The organism is Falsirhodobacter sp. 1013 (assembly GCF_051195255.1).
In the GTDB taxonomy this organism is placed as follows: domain Bacteria; phylum Pseudomonadota; class Alphaproteobacteria; order Rhodobacterales; family Rhodobacteraceae; genus Falsirhodobacter.
Map to the genome: position 1 here is coordinate 146,243 of NZ_JBNJLK010000008.1, position 16,723 is coordinate 162,965.

Genomic DNA, 16,723 nt, shown 5'->3' on the forward strand with positions numbered 1-16,723 from the left:
CTCTCCCGGTCTCAGCCCGCCCCGAACACGTCACCCACGAAGGCGGTCAGGTCCGACATCTGCCGAACCTCCATCCCGGTGGTCGAGCCGAGCTTCGATCGGCTGGGGGCAATCGCCCGTGTGAAACCAAGTTTCGAGGCTTCTTTCAATCTGTTTTCCGTCTGTCCCACAGGACGCAGCGCCCCGGAAAGGCTGATCTCTCCGAAAAGCACCATGTCTGGCGGAATTGCCACATCCTCGCGCGCCGACAGAAGGGCGGCGGCGACGGCCAGATCGGCGGCCGGTTCGTTGACCCGCATGCCGCCGGCCACGTTCAGGAACACGTCCAGACCGGCAAAGGGGATGCCGCAGCGCGCTTCCAGCACGGCCAGGATGGTGGACAGGCGGCCCGAATCCAGTCCCACCACCGTCCGCCGCGGGGTGCCGAGGGGGGAGGGGGCGACCAGCGCCTGAATCTCGGTCAGGACCGGCCGTGTGCCTTCGATCCCTGCGAACACGGCCGATCCGGGGGCGGGCTTGTCACGTTCCGACAGGAACAGTGCCGAGGGGTTCGCGACCTGCGCCAGACCATCGCCCGTCATCTCGAACACCCCGATCTCGTCCGCGGGGCCAAAACGGTTCTTCACGGCGCGCAGGATGCGGAACTGGTGGCCCCGTTCGCCTTCGAAGTACAGCACCGTATCGACCATGTGTTCCACCACGCGGGGACCGGCGATCTGGCCCTCTTTGGTAACATGGCCCACGAGGATGATCGCGACGCCCTTCGTCTTGGCAAAGGTCACCAGTTCATGCGCCGAAGAACGGACCTGGCTGACCGACCCCGGCGCGCTGTCGATCGTGTCCAGCCACATGGTCTGGATCGAATCGATGATGGCCAGGGCGGGGCGTTCGCGGTCCAGCGTCGTCAGGATTTCGCGCAGGTTGGTTTCGGCGCCAAGGGACACGGGCGCGTTGGTCAGACCCAGCCGCTGGGCGCGCATCCGCACCTGCGCGGCCGCTTCCTCGCCGGAAATGTACAGGCATTTCAGCCCCGCATGGGCAAAGCTGGCGGCCGCCTGCAACAGAAGCGTGGACTTCCCGATGCCCGGATCACCACCGACCAGAATGGCCGAGGCGGGAACCAGACCGCCGCCCAGCACCCGGTCCAATTCATCCATCCCCGACGCCGCACGGGGCGGGGGCGCTTCCTCCGTGGCAAGATCGGTGAGTTCGATCCCCTTACCGCGCGCGCCCAAGGCTTTCGGGCCGGCGGTCAGCGGGGCTTCCTCGACGATGGTGTTCCACGCGCCACAGGCGTCGCATTTGCCCGCCCACTTGCGATGCACCGCGCCGCAGGCCGTGCAGGTGAAGGCGGGGACCCCCTTCGCCATCAGCGGACGCTTTCGATCGGCCCCTCGGCCCGCCCATGGATGAACTGCTGGACATAGGGATCGTCCGTCGCATCCAGTTCGGACACCGGACCGGTCCAGCGCACCTTGCCGCCATGCAGCATCGCCACATTGTCGGCGATCGCCCGGACGGAGGTCATGTCATGCGTGATGGTCATCGCGGTCGCCCCCATCTCGGTCACGATCTCGCGGATCAGGTCGTTGATGACGCCGGACATGATCGGGTCGAGGCCGGTGGTCGGTTCGTCGAAGAAGATGATCTCAGGCTCGGCCGCGATGGCGCGGGCCAGGCTGACGCGCTTCTGCATGCCGCCCGACAGTTCGGCCGGATACTGGTCGGCCACATGTTCCTTCAGTCCCACGCGGCGCAGCTTTTCAATCGCGATGGCGCGAGCCTCGTCCTTTGACCGTTTCTGCACGCCCTGACGCAGACGGAAGGCCACGTTTTCCCAGACGCGCAGCGAATCGAACAGCGCACCGCCCTGGAACAGCATGCCGAAGCGGGCCAGAAACGCCTCGCGGTCGCCCTTGGTCACGTCCTGCCCGTCCAGCGTGATGGTGCCGCTGTCCGGCCGCACCAGTCCCAGCACGGATTTCAGCAGCACCGACTTGCCCGTGCCGGACCCGCCGATGATCACCATGCTCGTACCCTTGGGGATCGTCAGGTTGACGCCCTGCAGGACCTTGTTCGACCCGAAGGCCTTATGGACGTTCGAAAGCTCGATCATGATCCGAAGAACACCCGTGTCAGAAGGAAGTTCGCCGCAAGGATCAGCACCGAGGCCGCGACGACCGCCGATTTCGTGGCGGCGCCCACACCCTGCGCGCCCCGGCCGGAGTTCATGCCGTGATAGACGCCCATCAGCGCGATGATGAAGCCGAAGGCCGCGCCCTTCACCAGGCCCGAGCCGATGTCCCAGAACTGCAGGAAATCGACCGTGTTCTTGATGTAGGTGGAGGAGTTGAAGCCCAGCTGGTTCACGCCCACCAGCCAGCCGCCCGCGATGCCGATGGAATCGCCCACGGCCACCAGCACCGGCACCACCAGCACCGCCGCGACGACCCGCGGCACGGCCAGGTATTTCAGCGGGTTCGTGGACAGGGTCACCAGCGCGTCGATCTGTTCGGTCACCTTCATGGTCCCGATCTCGGCCGCGATGGAGGACGTGACGCGCGCCGCGACCATCAGGCCGCCCAGAACGGGACCCAGTTCGCGCACCATGCCGATGGCGGTGATGGCGGGCACCGCCGCCTCGGCGCCATAGCGTGCACCGCCGGCATAGATCTGCAGGGCCAGCGCCCCGCCGGTGAACAGGGCGGTCAGCCCCACCACCGGCAGGCTGAACCAGCCGATCTGAAGGATCGCGTTCAGGAATTCGCGCGGATAGAAGGGTGGGCGCAGGATATGGCTGACCACCTGCGCGGCAAAGATGGAGATGCGCCCGATGCCGGCCAAGGCCCCCAGCACCACGCGGCCAAGGGCCGCCAGCGGGGTCGTCAGGATCATGCGCCGTCCTCCAGATACTCTTTGCGATATCGCGGACCCAGCGAGGTCAGGATTTCATAGCCGATCGTTCCGGCAACATCGGCCAGATCGTCCACGGTCTGCTGCGGGCCCAGGATGTCCAGCTCCTCTGGAACGTGATCCAGATGCGTGACGTCCACGGTGATGAGGTCCATCGACACCCGGCCGATCAGCGGGCAGGGGATGTCCCCGGCCCACAGCGTGGCCTGACCCGACAGGGTGCGCGGCAGCCCGTCGGCATAGCCGGCCGCGACGGTCGCGACATAGCTCGGCCCCTCCGCCCGCCATGAGGCGGCGTAGCCCACGGCCTCTCCGGCCTGAACCTCCCGCACCTGAACGACCGGCAGGGACAGGCGCAGCGCCGGGAAGCCCAGATCGTAGGGACGGCCGCCGTGCAACCCGATGCCCGGACGCGTCAGGTCGAAATGGAACCGTTCGCCCAGCAGGATGCCTCCGGTGGCCGCAAGCGAGCGGGGAACGCCGCAGCCATCGGTCATCGCGTGAAATGCCGCCAGTTGCGCGTCGTTCATCGGATGGTCCGGCTCGTCCGCGCAGGCGAGGTGGGACATGATCAGTTCGGGCCGCAGTTCCAGCACCATGGGCGCCACGGCCTGCCATTCGGTCATCTCCAGCCCAAGGCGGTTCATGCCGGTGTCCAGCTGGATCCCGAAGGCATGGCCGGGCAGCGTTTCGGCGTGGCGCATGATCTGTTCGATCGAATTCAGCATGGGCGTCAGATCGAGCGCGTGGATCAACTCCGCGTCGCCCGCCATATGGCCGGCAAAGACGTTGATCTGCGGACCGTGGCCCAACGCCTCGCGCACGGCAGCGGCCTCGTCCGCGGTGGCCACGAAGAAGCGGCGTGCCCCGGCCTTGGCCAGCGCCTGGGCGACACGCCCCGCGCCTGTGCCATAGGCATCGGCCTTCACCACCGCGCCGGTCTGGCAATCGGGGGCGGACATGCGGTTCAGCGCGCGCCAGTTGGCGGCAATGGCATCAAGATTGATGGAAAGACGTGCGGTGGCCATGGTGCTGTTTCGGCAGAAGGGCAGGGAAGGTCAAGCCCAAAGGCGGGCTCAGCCCTGTTCGGCCTGCTGGGACAGCCACTCGATCACGGGTTCGCGAACGCTGTCGCCGTGCAGCATGGCCGCGTCGATCAACTCCCGCAGCTCGGACAGGTCGATCCGGCGCAACAGCGTCTTGACCGGCCCGATGGAGGCCGGACGCATCGAAAGCGTGCGGATTCCCATGGCCGCAAAGCACATCGCCTCGATCGGGCGGCCCGCATCCTCGCCGCAGAAGGACAGGTCGGTGCCATGTTCCTCGCAGCGCTGGACGATGCGGCGGATGAACTCCAGGAACGCCACGGACAGCGTGTCGTAACGCCGGCGCACACGTTCGTTTTCGCGGTCGGCGGCGAAGAAGAACTGCTTCAGGTCGTTCCCGCCGATGGAGATGAAGTCCACTTCGCGGAAGAAACGGTCGGGCGCGAAGGCCAGCGCCGGCGTTTCCAGCATGGCCCCGATGCGCAGGCTGGCGGGCACCGTGTGGCCCATCGACCGCTCTCGCTCCATCTCGCGCAGAAGGGTGTCACGGGCTTCGCGGAACTCCACCCCCTCGGTGATGAAGGGGAACATCACGGTCATCGGCTGCCCGCGATGCGCGCGGATCAGCGCCTGCAACTGCATCCGCAGCACGCCCGGCTTGTCCAGACCGACGCGAATCGCGCGCCAGCCCATGGCGGGGTTCGGTTCGTCCTGCGGCTTCATGTAGGGCAGGACCTTGTCCGACCCGATGTCCAGCGTGCGGAAGGTGACCGTCCTGCCCTTGGCGGCGTCCAGCACGCGGGCATAGATGCGGGCCAGCTCCTCGCGCTTGGGCATCTGGTTGCGGATCAGGAACTGCAATTCCGTCCGGAACAGCCCCACGCTTTCGGCGCCCGAATGCTCCAGCGACGGCAGGTCGGCCATCAGGCCCGCGTTCATGTGCAGCGCCGTCACCGTCCCGCAACGGGACACGGCCGGCAGACCGCGCAGGGAGGTGTAGCGTTCCTGCGCCTGCGCCTGCATCGCCATCTTGTCGCGGAAGGCGCGGGCGACGGTTTCCTCGGGCCGCAGATGGACGATGCCCTGATCCCCGTCCACCAGGATGGGATCGCCGTTCAGCGCCTCGGACGTGATGCGATCGGCGTGGATGACAAGCGGGATCGCCAGCGCGCGCGCCACGATGGCCGCGTGCGATCCGACAGAGCCTTCCTCCAGCACGATGCCTTTCAGCTTGCGGCCGTAATCCAGCAGTTCCGCAGGCCCGATATTGCGCGCCACCAGAACGGGGTCGGAGGGCATCTCGGCCCCGGTATCGCGCCCCTGTCCGGTCAGGATCCGCAGCAGGCGGTTCGCAAGGTCGTCCAGATCGTGCAGACGGTCGCGCAGATAGGCGTCCGGCACCTGTTCCATCCGGGCGCGGGCCGAGGATTGCTCCTTCTGCACGGCCGCCTCGGCCGACAGGCCACGGGTGATGTCTTCCTCCATCCGGCGCAGCCAGCCGCGCGAATGGGCGAACATGCGATAGGCTTCCAGAACCTGCCGCTGTTCCTTGTCCAAGGACGCGAGCGACAGAAGATCGTCCACCGACACCCGCAGCTTGGCCACGGCGTCGCGGATGCGCTCGATCTCGGTCAGGGGGTCGTCGGCGACGGGGTTGGTCACCACCACGCGCGGTTCGTGCAGCCACACATGGCCTTCGGCCGCGCCTTCCTGGCCCGTGCCGCCGCGCAGCAGGACCGGGTGGGTGTGCTTGACGCCCATCCCCTCATCGCTGTTGAAGGCGCCGAGTTCGGCCATCTCGGCCAGCACCATCGCGACCACTTCCAGCGCGTCGACCTCGTCCTCGGCGTAAAGGCGTTCGGCCTTGGATTGCACGACCAGCACGCCCAGCCGTTCGCCCACCCGCTGGATCGGCACGCCAAGAAAGGCGCAATACGCCTCCTCGCCGGTTTCGGGCATGTAGCGGAAGCCCTTGGCGGCGGGCGCGTTCGCGGTCTTCAGGGGCTTTCCCATGCGGGCGACCTGGCCCACCAGACCTTCGCCCAGCTTCAGGCGGGTCTGGTGAACGGCTTCGGGCTTCAGCCCCTCGGTCGAACACAGTTCCAGCGTTTCGGGATCGCGGAACAGGTAGATGGAACACACCTCCGACCCCATCGAATCCGCGATCAGGTGCGTGATGCGGTCAAGACGGTCCTGCCCTTTGCCGGGCAGAGCGAGGCTGTCACGCAAGCGCCGCAGAAGGCGGCGGCTGTCGCTGTCGGTGCGTTCCGGCAAAATGCCCCCTATGGGCCGTCAGGCCTTCTCCAACTCGAAGGCATCATGCAGCGCCTGCACCGCAAGTTCCATATACTTCCGGTCGATCAGCACCGAAATCTTGATCTCCGAGGTGGAGATGACCTTGATGTTGATCCCGTCGGCGGACAGGGCCTTGAACATCTTGGCCGCGACGCCCGCGTGCGACCGCATGCCGATCCCCACCACGGACACCTTGGCCACGTCCTCGTCGATGATCAGCTCGTCATACTTGATCAGGTTCTTGGCCTGCGCCTCTTCCAGCGCCTTCTTCGCGCGGGCGACCTGGTTGATCGGGCAAGAGAAGGTCATGTCCGTGACGGCGCCCGGATGGTCGTCGTCATAATCCTTTTCCGAGATGTTCTGGACGATCATGTCCACGTTGATCCCGGCATCGGCCAGCGGCCCGAAGATGCCCGAGGCGACGCCGGGGCGGTCCTCGATCGTGAACAGGGTGATCTTGGCTTCCTCGCGCGAGTAAGCCACGCCGGAGACAACTTTCGATTCCATGATATCATCCTCTGCGCAGACAAGCGTGCCGGAGTTTTCGTCGGTATCTTCAAACGAGGACAGCACCCGCAGGCGCACGTTGTAGCGCATCGCCAGTTCCACCGAACGGGTCTGCAGCACCTTGGCACCCAGCGAGGCCAGTTCCAGCATCTCCTCGAAGGCAATGCGGTCCAGCTTCTTGGCCTTCGTGGTGATGCGCGGATCGGTGGTGTAGATGCCGTCCACATCGGTGTAGATGTCGCAACGTTCGGCCTTGAAGGCGGCGGCAAAGGCGACGGCGGTCGTGTCCGACCCGCCCCGGCCCAGCGTCGTGATCCGGCCTTCGGGCGACACGCCCTGGAAGCCCGCGACGACGGCGACCTTGAAGCCTTCGGCGAATTTCGCGTCGATGTTGGCGCGCGGGATGTCCACGAACCGGGCCGACGAGTGGGCGGAGGTCGTGTTGATCGGCACCTGCCAGCCCTGCCAGGATCGAGCGGGCACGTCCATTTCCTGAAGGGTCAGCGCCATAAGGCCGGCCGTGACGTTTTCGCCGCTGGCGACGACCGCGTCGTATTCGCGCGCGTCGAACAGGGGAGAGGTCTGTTCGACCCATCCCACCAGTTCGTTGGTCTTGCCCGACATGGCAGACACGATGACGATGACGTCATACCCGCGTTCCACCTCTTTCCTGACCTTCTGCGCCGCATTCTTGATGCGCGCGAGATCGGCCACCGAGGTGCCCCCGAATTTCATGACGAGAAGTGGCATGGTCCCCCCTCTGCCGGACATACGGAGACCCCTGTAGCGTCACGGCCTGACAAGGGCAAGCGCCTGTCAGGACAGGTAATGATCTTTCGCGGCCGGCACGGGCGGCGGCGTGCGGCCCAGATGGGGGGCGACACTCATGCCCACATTGGTGCAGATGGCGTCCAGCGGCAGGGCGTTCTCGGTGTGGCCGAAGGGTTCCACCAGTTCCTCGGTCACCTCGGCCAGTCCCATGAAGACATAGGCGATGGTGGCGGCGAAGAAGGGGGTCATCCAGCCCGCCGCCTCGATCAGGGACAGGGGAATCAGCAGGCAGTAGAGCCAGGTGGTGCGATAGATCAGCAGCGAATAGGCGAAGGGCAGGGGCGTCAGGGCCAGACGTTCGCACCCCGTCTGGTGCTGCGTCATCAGGCCCAGCCGTTCGGTCAGGGCGCGCTGGGCCACCGGGTTCAGGTCCAGTGCGGCGATCCGGTCCGCGATCCGGTCCAGCGCGGCGCAGGGCGGGTGGATGGCGTCGGCCAGATCGGTGTGGGGCCCAAGGGCCGCGCGGGCGGCTTCGTCCAGCGACAGGCGGCGCAGGAACAGCCGCGTCAGGTGCATGTAGCCTTCCGCCAGCCCGATGATCTCGGCCCGCGCGGGGGCGGAGGGGACCATGATCTGAACCTCGCGCGCAAAGGCCCGAATGTCGGCCATCATCAGCCCGATCAGCGTCCGCCCTTCCCACCAGCGGTTGTAGGCCGCGTTGTTGCGGAACCCCAGGAACAGGGACAGCGCCACCCCGAACGCGCCAAAGGCCGCGGTGCTTGGATGCTGCAGCGGGATCACCCAGCGGTCCACCAGCATCGTGACCAGCGCCGCCGCCCCCACCAGCACGACCCGCCACCAGATCCGGGGCAGGATGGACCCGCGCACCGCGAACAGCACGTCCTTCGGGTGGGGGCGGCGGCGGGTGATCATCCCAGCGCGCGCCAGCCGATGTCGCGGCGGGCAAACCCTTCGGGCCAGTCGATCTGGTCCAGCATCCGGTAGGCCTCGGCCTGCGCTTCGGCCAGCGTGGCGCCGCGGGCCGTCACGTTCAGGACGCGGCCGCCGGTGGCGACGATCCGGCCGTCCTTTTCCGCCGTGCCGGCGTGGAACACCATCTGGCGGCTGGTTTCGGGCAGGGTGTCGAGCCCGCCGATCACGCTGCCCTTGTCATAAGGGCCGGGATAGCCGTTTGCGGCCATGACCACCGTCAGCGCGTGATCGTCGGCCCAGTTCACCTGCGCCTGATCCAGCTTTCCTTCGGCACAGGCCATCAGCAGGTCCAGCGCCTGGGCCCCAAGGCGCATCATCAGCACCTGGCATTCCGGATCGCCGAAGCGGGCGTTGTATTCGACCAGCCGGGGCATCCCGTCCTTGATCATCAGCCCGGCATAGATCACGCCGCTGTAGGGCGTGCCGCGACGGGCCAGTTCGGCCACGCAAGGCTTCACGATCTCCTCCAGCGCCAGCTTCGCGATGGCGTCGTTCAGGACGGGGGCAGGCGAATAGGCGCCCATGCCGCCGGTATTTGGCCCCTCGTCGCCGTCAAAGGCGCGCTTGTGGTCCTGCGCGGTGCCGATGGGCAGGCAGGTCACGCCATCGGTCAGGATGAAGTAGGAGGCTTCCTCTCCCTCCATGAACTCCTCGATCACGACCTCGGCCCCGGCCGCGCCGAACTCGCCGCCGAACATGTCGTCGATGGCGGCCAGCGCCTCATCCTCGGTCAGGGCCACGATGACGCCCTTGCCAGCCGCCAGACCATCGGCCTTGACCACGATTGGCGCGCCCTGCTGGCGGATGTAGTCCTTCGCGGGTTCCGCCTGGTCGAAGCGGGCATAGGCGGCGGTGTGGGCGCCGCAGGCGTCGCACAGTTCCTTCGTGAAGGCTTTCGACGCCTCGATCTGCGCGGCGGCGGCCGAAGGGCCGAAGGTCAGAAGGCCCGCTGCGCGGGTCGCGTCCGCCACACCGGCCGCCAGCGGCGCTTCCGGCCCCACGATCACGAAATCGATGGAATTCGCCTCGCAGAACGCCACCACCGCGTTGCCATCCAGGATGTCCAGCGCGGCGCATTCGGCCACGCCCGCGATGCCCGCATTGCCGGGCGCGACGATCAGCCGGTCGCATTTCGGGTTCTGCTTCACTGCCCAGGCCAGCGCATGTTCGCGCCCGCCGCTGCCCAGAATAAGGATGTTCATCGCCGTGCCCCCGCTTGGCCTTTTCGCCCCCGCGTTCTAGGGTTCCCCCCGTCAAACCGCAAGAAGGCCGACATGGATCTGTTCGAACCGCCTACCGACAACGCCGCCGAATTCACCGTCTCCGAGCTTTCGGGTGCCGTGAAGCGCGTGATCGAGGGGGAGTTCGGGATGGTCCGCGTGCGCGGAGAGATCGGCCGCGTGTCGCGCCCCGCCTCCGGGCATCTGTATTACGACCTGAAGGACGACCGGTCCGTGATCGCCGCCATCACGTGGAAGGGGCAAGCCGGCAAGCTGACCGTCCGGCCCGAGGAGGGGATGGAGGTCATCGCCACCGGCCGCATGACGACCTTCCCCGGCCAGTCGAAATACCAGCTGATCATCGACGACATCCGGCCCGCCGGCGCCGGTGCCCTGATGGCGATGCTGGAAAAGCGACGGCAGGCGCTGGCGGCCGAAGGCCTGTTCGACGCCGACCGCAAGCGCCCGCTGCCCTGGCTGCCCGAGGTGATCGGCGTCGTGACCTCGCCCTCCGGCGCGGTGATCCGCGACATCCTGCACCGGCTGCGCGACCGTTTCCCGCGCCATGTGCTGATCTGGCCCGTCGCCGTGCAGGGCGACAAATGCGCGCCCGAGGTGGCGGCCGCCATCCGCGGCTTCAACGCGCTGCCCGAAGGTGGCCCCATTCCGCGCCCCGACCTTCTGATCGTGGCACGCGGCGGCGGCAGCCTCGAAGACCTTTGGGGCTTCAACGAGGAGATCGTGGTCCGCGCCGCCGCCGAATCGCGCATCCCGCTGATCTCGGCCGTGGGGCATGAAACGGACACGACGCTGATCGACCACGCTTCGGACCGCCGTGCGCCCACGCCGACGGCGGCCGCCGAGATGGCGGTGCCTGTGCGGGTGGAGCTGCTGGCCACCGTGGACCAGCGCGCGGCCAGCCTGTCGCGCTGCATCGCCACCGGCTTCGTGAACCGCGCGCATCGCCTGCGCGATCTGGCCCGCGCGCTCCCGCGCCCCGAAACCCTGACGCAGACGGCGGCGCAGCGGCACGACCTGTGGACCGGACGTTTGGACGGGGCGCTGGGCGTGGGTGTCGCGCATCGGCGGGCGAAGCTGACGGAACTGGCGGTCCATCTGCGCCCCCGCCTGCTGGCCGATCTGGCGGCAAGGGGAAGGGAACGTCTGGCCGACCGCGCCCGCGCACTGGACACCTGCACCCACCGCCGCCACGAACGCGGAGCAGAGCGGCTGGCGACCTTGTCGGCCCGTCTGGCCCCCGCCTATGCCCGCGCCTTGGCCGAAGCGGATCGCGACATGGCCCGCCGTCGGGACAATCTGGACAAGCTGGAGGCGCGCCTGAACGCCGCCCCCGCCACCCGCCTGCGGGCGCTGGCCGACCGGCTGGAAGCGACGGACCGCCTGCGCCAGACCCTGGGTTATCGCGAAACGCTGGCCCGCGGCTATGCCGTGATCCGCGGCGACGGGGAGGTGGTGACGACGAAGGCGGCCGCCGAAAAGGCCGCCGTGCTGGAAGCCGAATTCCTTGATGGCCGCGTCACCCTTGGCGCGAAGCCGAAGAAGGCGCGCCGCGACACGCCGGAACAGGGTTCCCTGTTCTAGACCCCCACATCCGGCCCGGGACAGTTCAGCGGGGCGGAGGAACGGTTCACCTCCGACAACTCCATGCCGACCGCGTCGTTCATGTAGCGGGCGGCAAGGCCGGTGCCCTTCTTCCAGAAGGTCCAGCACTGTGGCTCGCCATCCTCGTAGGCAAAGCAGATCTGGTCGTCCTCCGGATACCAGCGGCCGTATTGGCAATCCTCCCCCTCGAACGCCCAAACGACACGGCGGTTGGGAAGGTACTGCTCCGTCCCGAAGACCTGCCCGCCGGCGGCATAGGACAGGGTGCGCCCGGTGGCATAGCCCTCGAACTCCTCGGGGGTGACGGGGGTCTGGGCGGCGGCGGGCGCGGCCAGAAGAAGGAAGGGGATGACTTTCAGCATGCCGGCGATCCTGTCAGAAGGCTGACGGCAAATCCAGTCACGCCCGCTTGACCGGCGGACGTTGCCCTTGACCGTCAAAGCGCATAGGTCAGGGGAAACCCAAAGACGAGGCCCCGATGGCGTCCTTCTTCAGCAAGCTGCGCGCAAAGATGACGCGCTCCTCGGACAAGCTGTCCGAAGGGATCGACGCCGTCGTGGCCGACACGCCCGCCGAGGCGCCGAAGCCCGGCCTTCTGAGCCGCCTGATCGGCGCCGAAGAACCCAAGCGCGAATTCGACGACGCCATGCTGGAAGGGCTGGAAGAGGTCCTGATCGCCGCCGACATGGGCGTGGACACCTCCCTGCGCGTGGCCGCCAACATCGCCGAAGGCCGCTTCGGCCGCCGCGTCTCCCCGACCGAGATCCGGACCGCCTTGGCCACCGAAGTCGCCCGCATCATGGAGCCTGTGGCGCGCCCGATGCCGCTGACCGCGCGCCGCCCGCAGGTGGTGCTGGTCGTGGGTGTCAACGGATCGGGCAAGACGACGACGATCGGCAAGCTGGCCAGCCAGTTCCGCGCGGCGGGCAAGACGGTCGTGATCGCGGCCGGCGACACGTTCCGCGCGGCGGCGGTGGAACAGCTTCAGGTCTGGGGCCAGCGCGCGGGCGTGCCGGTGCTGACCGCGCCCGAAGGCTCGGACCCGGCCAGCCTTGCCTTCGACGCCATGACCAAGGCCGAAGCCGATGGCGCGGACCTTCTGATGATCGACACGGCCGGCCGCCTCCAGAACCGCGCCGACCTGATGGAGGAGCTGTCGAAGATCGTCCGCGTGATCCGCAAGAAGGACCCGACGGCCCCGCACAACACGCTTCTGGTGCTGGACGCGACCACGGGCCAGAACGCGATCAACCAAGTGGAGATCTTCCGCAAGATCGCCGACGTCTCCGGCCTCGTGATGACGAAGCTGGACGGGACGGCCCGCGGCGGGGTGCTGGTGGCGCTGGCCGACAAATTCGGCCTGCCCATCCACGCGATCGGCGTGGGGGAGCAGATCGACGACCTTGCCCCCTTCGATCCGGACGATTTCGCCCGGGCGCTGGTCGGCATCGACGCCAAATGACCAAGGGGCTCCGGCGGTGATCGACTGGCTCAATTCCATCGCTGGAACGCCGACGGGCAGCCATGTGGGCATGGCGCTGGCCTTGTGTTCGGCCTTTGCCCATGCCTGCTTTGGCGCCCTGCAGAAGGGCAAGGCCGATCCGTGGATCAGCCGCGCGGGGATCGACCTGTGGATCGCGATCTATACGCTGCCGGTGGCGCTGTTCCTGGTGCCCTGGCCGCAAGGGGGCGAGTGGCTGATCCTGACGGGGGCTATCGGCATCCACCTCGTCTACAAGATCTGCATGGCGCGCGCGTACGAACGGGGGGCCTACACGGTCGTCTATCCGGTGGTCCGGGGGACGGGACCGCTGGTCACGCTGACCTTCGCCGCTCTGTTCCTGGGCGAACACTACGTGGGCATCCAGTGGTTCGGCGTCGCGGTGCTGTCGGGGTCTATCCTGTGGTTGGCCAAGCTGAACCTGGACGCGGCACCCCTGAACCGTCCGGCGCTGATCGCAGCGCTGGGCTGGGCGCTGGTCACGGGCATCACGGTGGCGGTCTACACCACCTATGACGCGTGGAGCATCCGGCTCTGGGAAAACCCCTTCGCCTTCCTCGTGTGGTTCTTCCTTGTCACCTCGGTCGATTTTCCGGCCTGGATGGTGGTGCGGCGGCGGGGGCTGGCCTGGGCGCGGCCCGTGCTGTGGCGCGGGGCGGTCGGGGCGCTGGTGGCCTTTGTCAGCTTTGGCGGCGTGATGCTGGGCACCCGGATCGGCAAGGTCGCGGAGGTCTCCTCGCTTCGTGAAACGTCGACGCTCTTTGCCGCATTGATCGGATGGGTGGCTTTGGGTGAAAAGTCCTCTCCGTCGCGCATCGCGCTGATGGGGGGAATCGCCGCGGGTGCGGTGCTGGTGCAGCTGGGCTGAAAGGGACGACATGGAACGCCGCAAGATCAATCCGATGCTGAAGATGGTGCTGGAGGTCGGCCCCGTCGTGCTGTTCTTCGTGGCCTATGTCCTGCTGAAGGACCGGGTGTTCACCGTCGGGGGCACCGATTACGGCGGCTTCATCGTGGCCACGGCGGCCTTCCTGCCGCTTCTGGTCATCACCACGCTGATCCTCTGGCGGCTGACGGGGCACCTGTCGAAGATGCAGATCGCGACGGTGGTGCTGGCGGTGGTGTTCGGCGGCCTGTCGGTCTGGCTGAACGACGAACGCTTCTTCAAGATCAAGCCGACGCTGATCTATCTGCTGTTCGGCATCATTCTGGGCGTGGGCCTTCTGCGCGGCCAAAGCTACCTGCGTCTGGTGCTGGAGGAGGCGATCCCCCTGAAGCACGAAGGCTGGATGATCCTGACCAAGCGCCTGTGCGCTTTCTTCTTCGCCCTCGCCCTCGCGAACGAGGTGGTGTGGCGCATGTTCTCCACCGAGGTGTGGGTCAGCTTCAAGACCTTCGGCCTGACGGCGGCGCTGTTTTTGTTCTTCATGGGGCAGGGCAAGCTGCTGCAAACCTACGGCATGGAAAAGCGCTGACCTTCCGGTTCGGGGCCGCGCAGGCGTGACCAGCGCGGCGTCACCTCGGCGGGCAGGGCGGCGCGCAGGGTGGCCATCGGCAGCGTCTGCGGGTCCAGCAGGAACCGCCGATACAGCCGGAACAGGCCCGCGCGCTGATAGCTGGACCAGTGGCAGATGCGCCGGTCCGGCGGACGCGTGGGAAAGCCGAGGCTCGCCAGCGCGTGACGGTGTTCGCGATGGTCGATCTGCAGCGTCGTCACGCGGGGGCCGGAGGGGAGGGCGCTGATCGCCCGCCGCCCCGAAAACGGCGCGATCAGGTTTTCATACAGCATGTCGTAGCCGTCATTCTCGCGGCTGGTGATGTTCAGCACCTCCGTCGCGGCGCCGGCCAGCGCGGCTTCGGCCGTGTCGCGAAACTCCGCCCCCGCCAGCAGCACCATCCGGGTGACGTCATGGGCCGTCAGATGCGGCAGCGCCGACAGGGCGACGCGGGCCCCAAGGCTGTGGGTCAGGACGCCCAGCGGGCCGTGATGCCGGGAGCGGACCCTTCGCGCCAGACCGGCCAGAACGCGCCCCGCCTCGGCCGCGCGGCGGTTGGCCTGCCACAGGGTGCCGGTGCCGTTCCAGCAGAAGGCGATGCACAGGCCCGCCTGTCCGCGCCCGAAACCCAGCCGCCGTGGCCAGCCGGCGGGACCCAGCAGGCCGGTGAAGGGATCGTCGCTGTGCGGGGCATAGCGATAGCCGTGGATCAGGATCGTGACGGGGGCGTCGGGGGGCAGGCGCCTCAGGGCTTCGTCCAGCGATCCGGCCCGGCGTTCGACGGGTGCTTCCCATTCGGCGTTGATGGCGATCAGCATGGTGCCCCACTCATGTCCCCTCACCCTCATCCTGCGCGGGGAAGGCGAAACCGACATGACGCGAACGTGAAGGATTGACGAAATGCGCCCCGGGGCCTAATCCGCCTGTGTGGTGCTTTGAGACCGGATTGCGGGCCACGTTAAACAACCCGCTAAAGAGGTGAAGGCAACGCCTCCGCGCTTCCGGCGCCGGGGGCTTTTTCTGTTTTGGGAGTCGGACGATGGCCAACGACTGGAAACCGCGCACGAAGCTTGTGCACACCGGCAGCCGCCGCAGCCAATATGGCGAGATGGCGGAAGCGATCTTCCTGACGCAGGGCTTCGTCTACGACACCGCCGAACAGGCCGAGGCCCGGTTCGAAGGCATCCAGGGCGACGAGTTCATCTATGCCCGTTACGGCAACCCCACGACCCGCATGTTCGAGGAACGCATCGCCGCGATCGAGGGGGCGGAGGACGCCTTCGCCACCGCCTCAGGCATGGCGGCCGTCAACGGCGCGCTGGTGTCGATCTGCAAGGCCGGCGACCGGATCGTGGCCGCGCGGGCGCTCTTCGGCTCCTGCCTCTACATCCTGGAAAATATCCTCGGCCGCTTCGGGGTGGAGATCGTGCTGGTCGACGGCACCGATCTGGACGCCTGGCGTGCGGCCGTGACGCCCGGCACGAAGGCCGTGTTCTTCGAATCGATCTCCAACCCCACGCTGGAGGTCATCGACATCAAGGCCGTGGCGGAGATCGCCCACGCCGTCGGAGCGCTGGTCATGGTGGACAACGTCTTCGCCACGCCGATGTTCTCCGACGTGATCCGACTGGGCGCGGATGTGGTGATCTATTCCACCACCAAGCACATCGACGGGCAGGGCCGGGCGCTGGGCGGCGTGGTGCTGGGCACCACCGACTTCATCCGCGGCACGCTGGAGCCGTACATGAAGCACACCGGCGGATCGATGAGCCCGTTCAACGCCTGGATCATGCTGAACGGCATGGCCACGCTGGATCTGCGCTGCCGCGCCATGGCCGAAAGCACGTGGAAGATCGCGCAGGCGCTGCAGGGCGACGATCGCCTGTCCCGCGTGATCCATCCCTTCCTCGACACCCATCCGCAGCAGACGCTGGCCCGTGCGCAGATGTCGGAAGGCGGCACCATGATCGCGTTCGAGGTGGCGGCGGGCAAGGAAGCGGCTTTCCGTGTTCTGAACGCGCTGCAGATCATCAAGATGTCGAACAACCTCGGTGACGCGAAGTCCATCGCGACCCATCCCGCCACCACGACGCATCAGCGCCTGCCGGCCGACCAGAAGGTCACGCTGGGCATCACCCCCGGCCTGATCCGCCTGTCGGTGGGGCTGGAGGATGCGGACGACCTGATCGCCGATCTGCGTGCGGCGTTGGACGCGATCTGACTTGGGTTTGCGGCGCGGCTGGATTATGATCGCCGCGCCAATACTCCTGAAGGTGTCGCCATGAACATTCGTGCTGATCTTCCTCCGACGCGGGCCGAGGCGGAGGCGGCGCTGGACGTGCTGCGCGGCTACACGGC

General features: G+C 67.3%; 15 protein-coding genes and 1 riboswitch. Of the genes, 5 read left to right on the top strand and 10 right to left on the bottom strand.

Annotated features, from left to right (window positions below; translation table 11 throughout):
• Positions 1–11 precede the first annotated feature (11 nt).
• The 8 genes from radA to purD form a co-directional block, all read right to left on the bottom strand.
• Positions 12–1,370 (bottom strand): DNA repair protein RadA, encoded by a 1,359-nt coding sequence (gene radA, locus ACSHZY_RS12750; protein ID WP_435169661.1) that lies wholly within the window; start codon positions 1,368–1,370, stop codon positions 12–14.
• Positions 1,370–2,116 (bottom strand): ABC transporter ATP-binding protein, encoded by a 747-nt coding sequence (locus ACSHZY_RS12755; RefSeq protein ID WP_435169663.1) that lies wholly within the window; start codon positions 2,114–2,116, stop codon positions 1,370–1,372. Before ACSHZY_RS12755 ends, radA begins: the two co-directional genes overlap by 1 nt.
• Entirely contained in the window at positions 2,113–2,895 is a 783-nt protein-coding gene (locus tag ACSHZY_RS12760; RefSeq protein WP_435169665.1) for an MlaE family ABC transporter permease, read from the bottom strand. Before ACSHZY_RS12760 ends, ACSHZY_RS12755 begins: the two co-directional genes overlap by 4 nt.
• The gene (gene alr, locus ACSHZY_RS12765; RefSeq protein WP_435169666.1) at positions 2,892–3,941 is read right to left on the bottom strand and encodes an alanine racemase; all 1,050 of its coding nucleotides are present in this window, start codon (positions 3,939–3,941) and stop codon (positions 2,892–2,894) included. The genes ACSHZY_RS12760 and alr overlap by 4 nt, the downstream gene beginning before the upstream one ends.
• A 48-nt stretch (positions 3,942–3,989) precedes the next feature.
• Positions 3,990–6,233, bottom strand: a complete 2,244-nt coding sequence (ptsP, locus tag ACSHZY_RS12770) for a phosphoenolpyruvate--protein phosphotransferase (protein WP_435169668.1) — start codon at positions 6,231–6,233, stop codon at positions 3,990–3,992.
• Between the two features lie 18 nt (positions 6,234–6,251).
• On the bottom strand, positions 6,252–7,511 hold the full coding sequence (locus ACSHZY_RS12775) for an aspartate kinase (RefSeq protein ID WP_435169670.1): 1,260 nt from the start codon (positions 7,509–7,511) through the stop codon (positions 6,252–6,254).
• A gap of 66 nt (positions 7,512–7,577) precedes the next feature.
• Positions 7,578–8,465, bottom strand: a complete 888-nt coding sequence (locus tag ACSHZY_RS12780; protein ID WP_435169672.1) for a bestrophin family protein — start codon at positions 8,463–8,465, stop codon at positions 7,578–7,580.
• Complete coding sequence (gene purD, locus ACSHZY_RS12785; protein ID WP_435169674.1) at positions 8,462–9,727, bottom strand: phosphoribosylamine--glycine ligase; 1,266 nt, start codon at positions 9,725–9,727, stop codon at positions 8,462–8,464. Before purD ends, ACSHZY_RS12780 begins: the two co-directional genes overlap by 4 nt.
• Before the next feature lie 72 nt (positions 9,728–9,799).
• Between purD and xseA the strand changes: the two genes are divergently transcribed.
• Positions 9,800–11,347: an exodeoxyribonuclease VII large subunit gene (xseA, locus tag ACSHZY_RS12790; protein WP_435169675.1), complete on the top strand. Its 1,548-nt coding sequence runs from the start codon at positions 9,800–9,802 to the stop codon at positions 11,345–11,347.
• Here xseA and ACSHZY_RS12795 read toward each other — a convergent pair.
• Positions 11,344–11,730: a hypothetical protein gene (locus tag ACSHZY_RS12795; protein WP_435169677.1), complete on the bottom strand. Its 387-nt coding sequence runs from the start codon at positions 11,728–11,730 to the stop codon at positions 11,344–11,346. The genes xseA and ACSHZY_RS12795 overlap by 4 nt on opposite strands.
• A gap of 116 nt (positions 11,731–11,846) precedes the next feature.
• Here ACSHZY_RS12795 and ftsY point away from each other — a divergent pair, with 116 nt between their 5' ends.
• Genes ftsY through ACSHZY_RS12810 form a run of 3 tightly spaced genes read left to right on the top strand, consistent with a single transcriptional unit; the run spans position 11,847 to position 14,344 of the window.
• Complete coding sequence (ftsY, locus tag ACSHZY_RS12800) at positions 11,847–12,830, top strand: signal recognition particle-docking protein FtsY (protein ID WP_435169679.1); 984 nt, start codon at positions 11,847–11,849, stop codon at positions 12,828–12,830.
• Positions 12,831–12,846: 16 nt separating this feature from the next.
• Positions 12,847–13,737 (top strand): EamA family transporter, encoded by an 891-nt coding sequence (locus ACSHZY_RS12805; RefSeq protein WP_435169681.1) that lies wholly within the window; start codon positions 12,847–12,849, stop codon positions 13,735–13,737.
• A gap of 10 nt (positions 13,738–13,747) precedes the next feature.
• Entirely contained in the window at positions 13,748–14,344 is a 597-nt protein-coding gene (locus tag ACSHZY_RS12810; RefSeq protein WP_435169683.1) for an inner membrane-spanning protein YciB, read from the top strand.
• Here the strand turns inward: ACSHZY_RS12810 and ACSHZY_RS12815 are convergent.
• Positions 14,323–15,207: a hypothetical protein gene (locus ACSHZY_RS12815; RefSeq protein WP_435169685.1), complete on the bottom strand. Its 885-nt coding sequence runs from the start codon at positions 15,205–15,207 to the stop codon at positions 14,323–14,325. The two genes, ACSHZY_RS12810 and ACSHZY_RS12815, sit on opposite strands and share 22 nt — an antisense overlap.
• A gap of 75 nt (positions 15,208–15,282) precedes the next feature.
• Positions 15,283–15,360, top strand: a riboswitch (SAM riboswitch).
• 44 nt (positions 15,361–15,404) lie between these two features.
• On the opposite strand from ACSHZY_RS12815, the gene metZ reads away from it, so the two are divergent.
• Positions 15,405–16,586 (top strand): O-succinylhomoserine sulfhydrylase, encoded by a 1,182-nt coding sequence (gene metZ, locus ACSHZY_RS12820; RefSeq protein ID WP_435169687.1) that lies wholly within the window; start codon positions 15,405–15,407, stop codon positions 16,584–16,586.
• The last annotated feature ends 137 nt before the right edge of the window (positions 16,587–16,723 follow it).

What these genes read in the sequence shown, in the direction of transcription:
- radA (WP_435169661.1), bottom strand. Translation starts at nt 1,370, where the DNA reads ATGGCGAAGGGGGTCCCCGCCTTCACCTGCACGGCCTGCGGCGCGGTG.
- ACSHZY_RS12755 (WP_435169663.1), bottom strand. Translation starts at nt 2,116, where the DNA reads ATGATCGAGCTTTCGAACGTCCATAAGGCCTTCGGGTCGAACAAGGTC.
- ACSHZY_RS12760 (WP_435169665.1), bottom strand. Translation starts at nt 2,895, where the DNA reads ATGATCCTGACGACCCCGCTGGCGGCCCTTGGCCGCGTGGTGCTGGGG.
- alr (WP_435169666.1), bottom strand. Translation starts at nt 3,941, where the DNA reads ATGGCCACCGCACGTCTTTCCATCAATCTTGATGCCATTGCCGCCAAC.
- ACSHZY_RS12775 (WP_435169670.1), bottom strand. Translation starts at nt 7,511, where the DNA reads ATGCCACTTCTCGTCATGAAATTCGGGGGCACCTCGGTGGCCGATCTC.
- ACSHZY_RS12780 (WP_435169672.1), bottom strand. Translation starts at nt 8,465, where the DNA reads ATGATCACCCGCCGCCGCCCCCACCCGAAGGACGTGCTGTTCGCGGTG.
- purD (WP_435169674.1), bottom strand. Translation starts at nt 9,727, where the DNA reads ATGAACATCCTTATTCTGGGCAGCGGCGGGCGCGAACATGCGCTGGCC.
- xseA (WP_435169675.1), top strand. Translation starts at nt 9,800, where the DNA reads ATGGATCTGTTCGAACCGCCTACCGACAACGCCGCCGAATTCACCGTC.
- ACSHZY_RS12795 (WP_435169677.1), bottom strand. Translation starts at nt 11,730, where the DNA reads ATGCTGAAAGTCATCCCCTTCCTTCTTCTGGCCGCGCCCGCCGCCGCC.
- ftsY (WP_435169679.1), top strand. Translation starts at nt 11,847, where the DNA reads ATGGCGTCCTTCTTCAGCAAGCTGCGCGCAAAGATGACGCGCTCCTCG.
- ACSHZY_RS12810 (WP_435169683.1), top strand. Translation starts at nt 13,748, where the DNA reads ATGGAACGCCGCAAGATCAATCCGATGCTGAAGATGGTGCTGGAGGTC.
- metZ (WP_435169687.1), top strand. Translation starts at nt 15,405, where the DNA reads ATGGCCAACGACTGGAAACCGCGCACGAAGCTTGTGCACACCGGCAGC.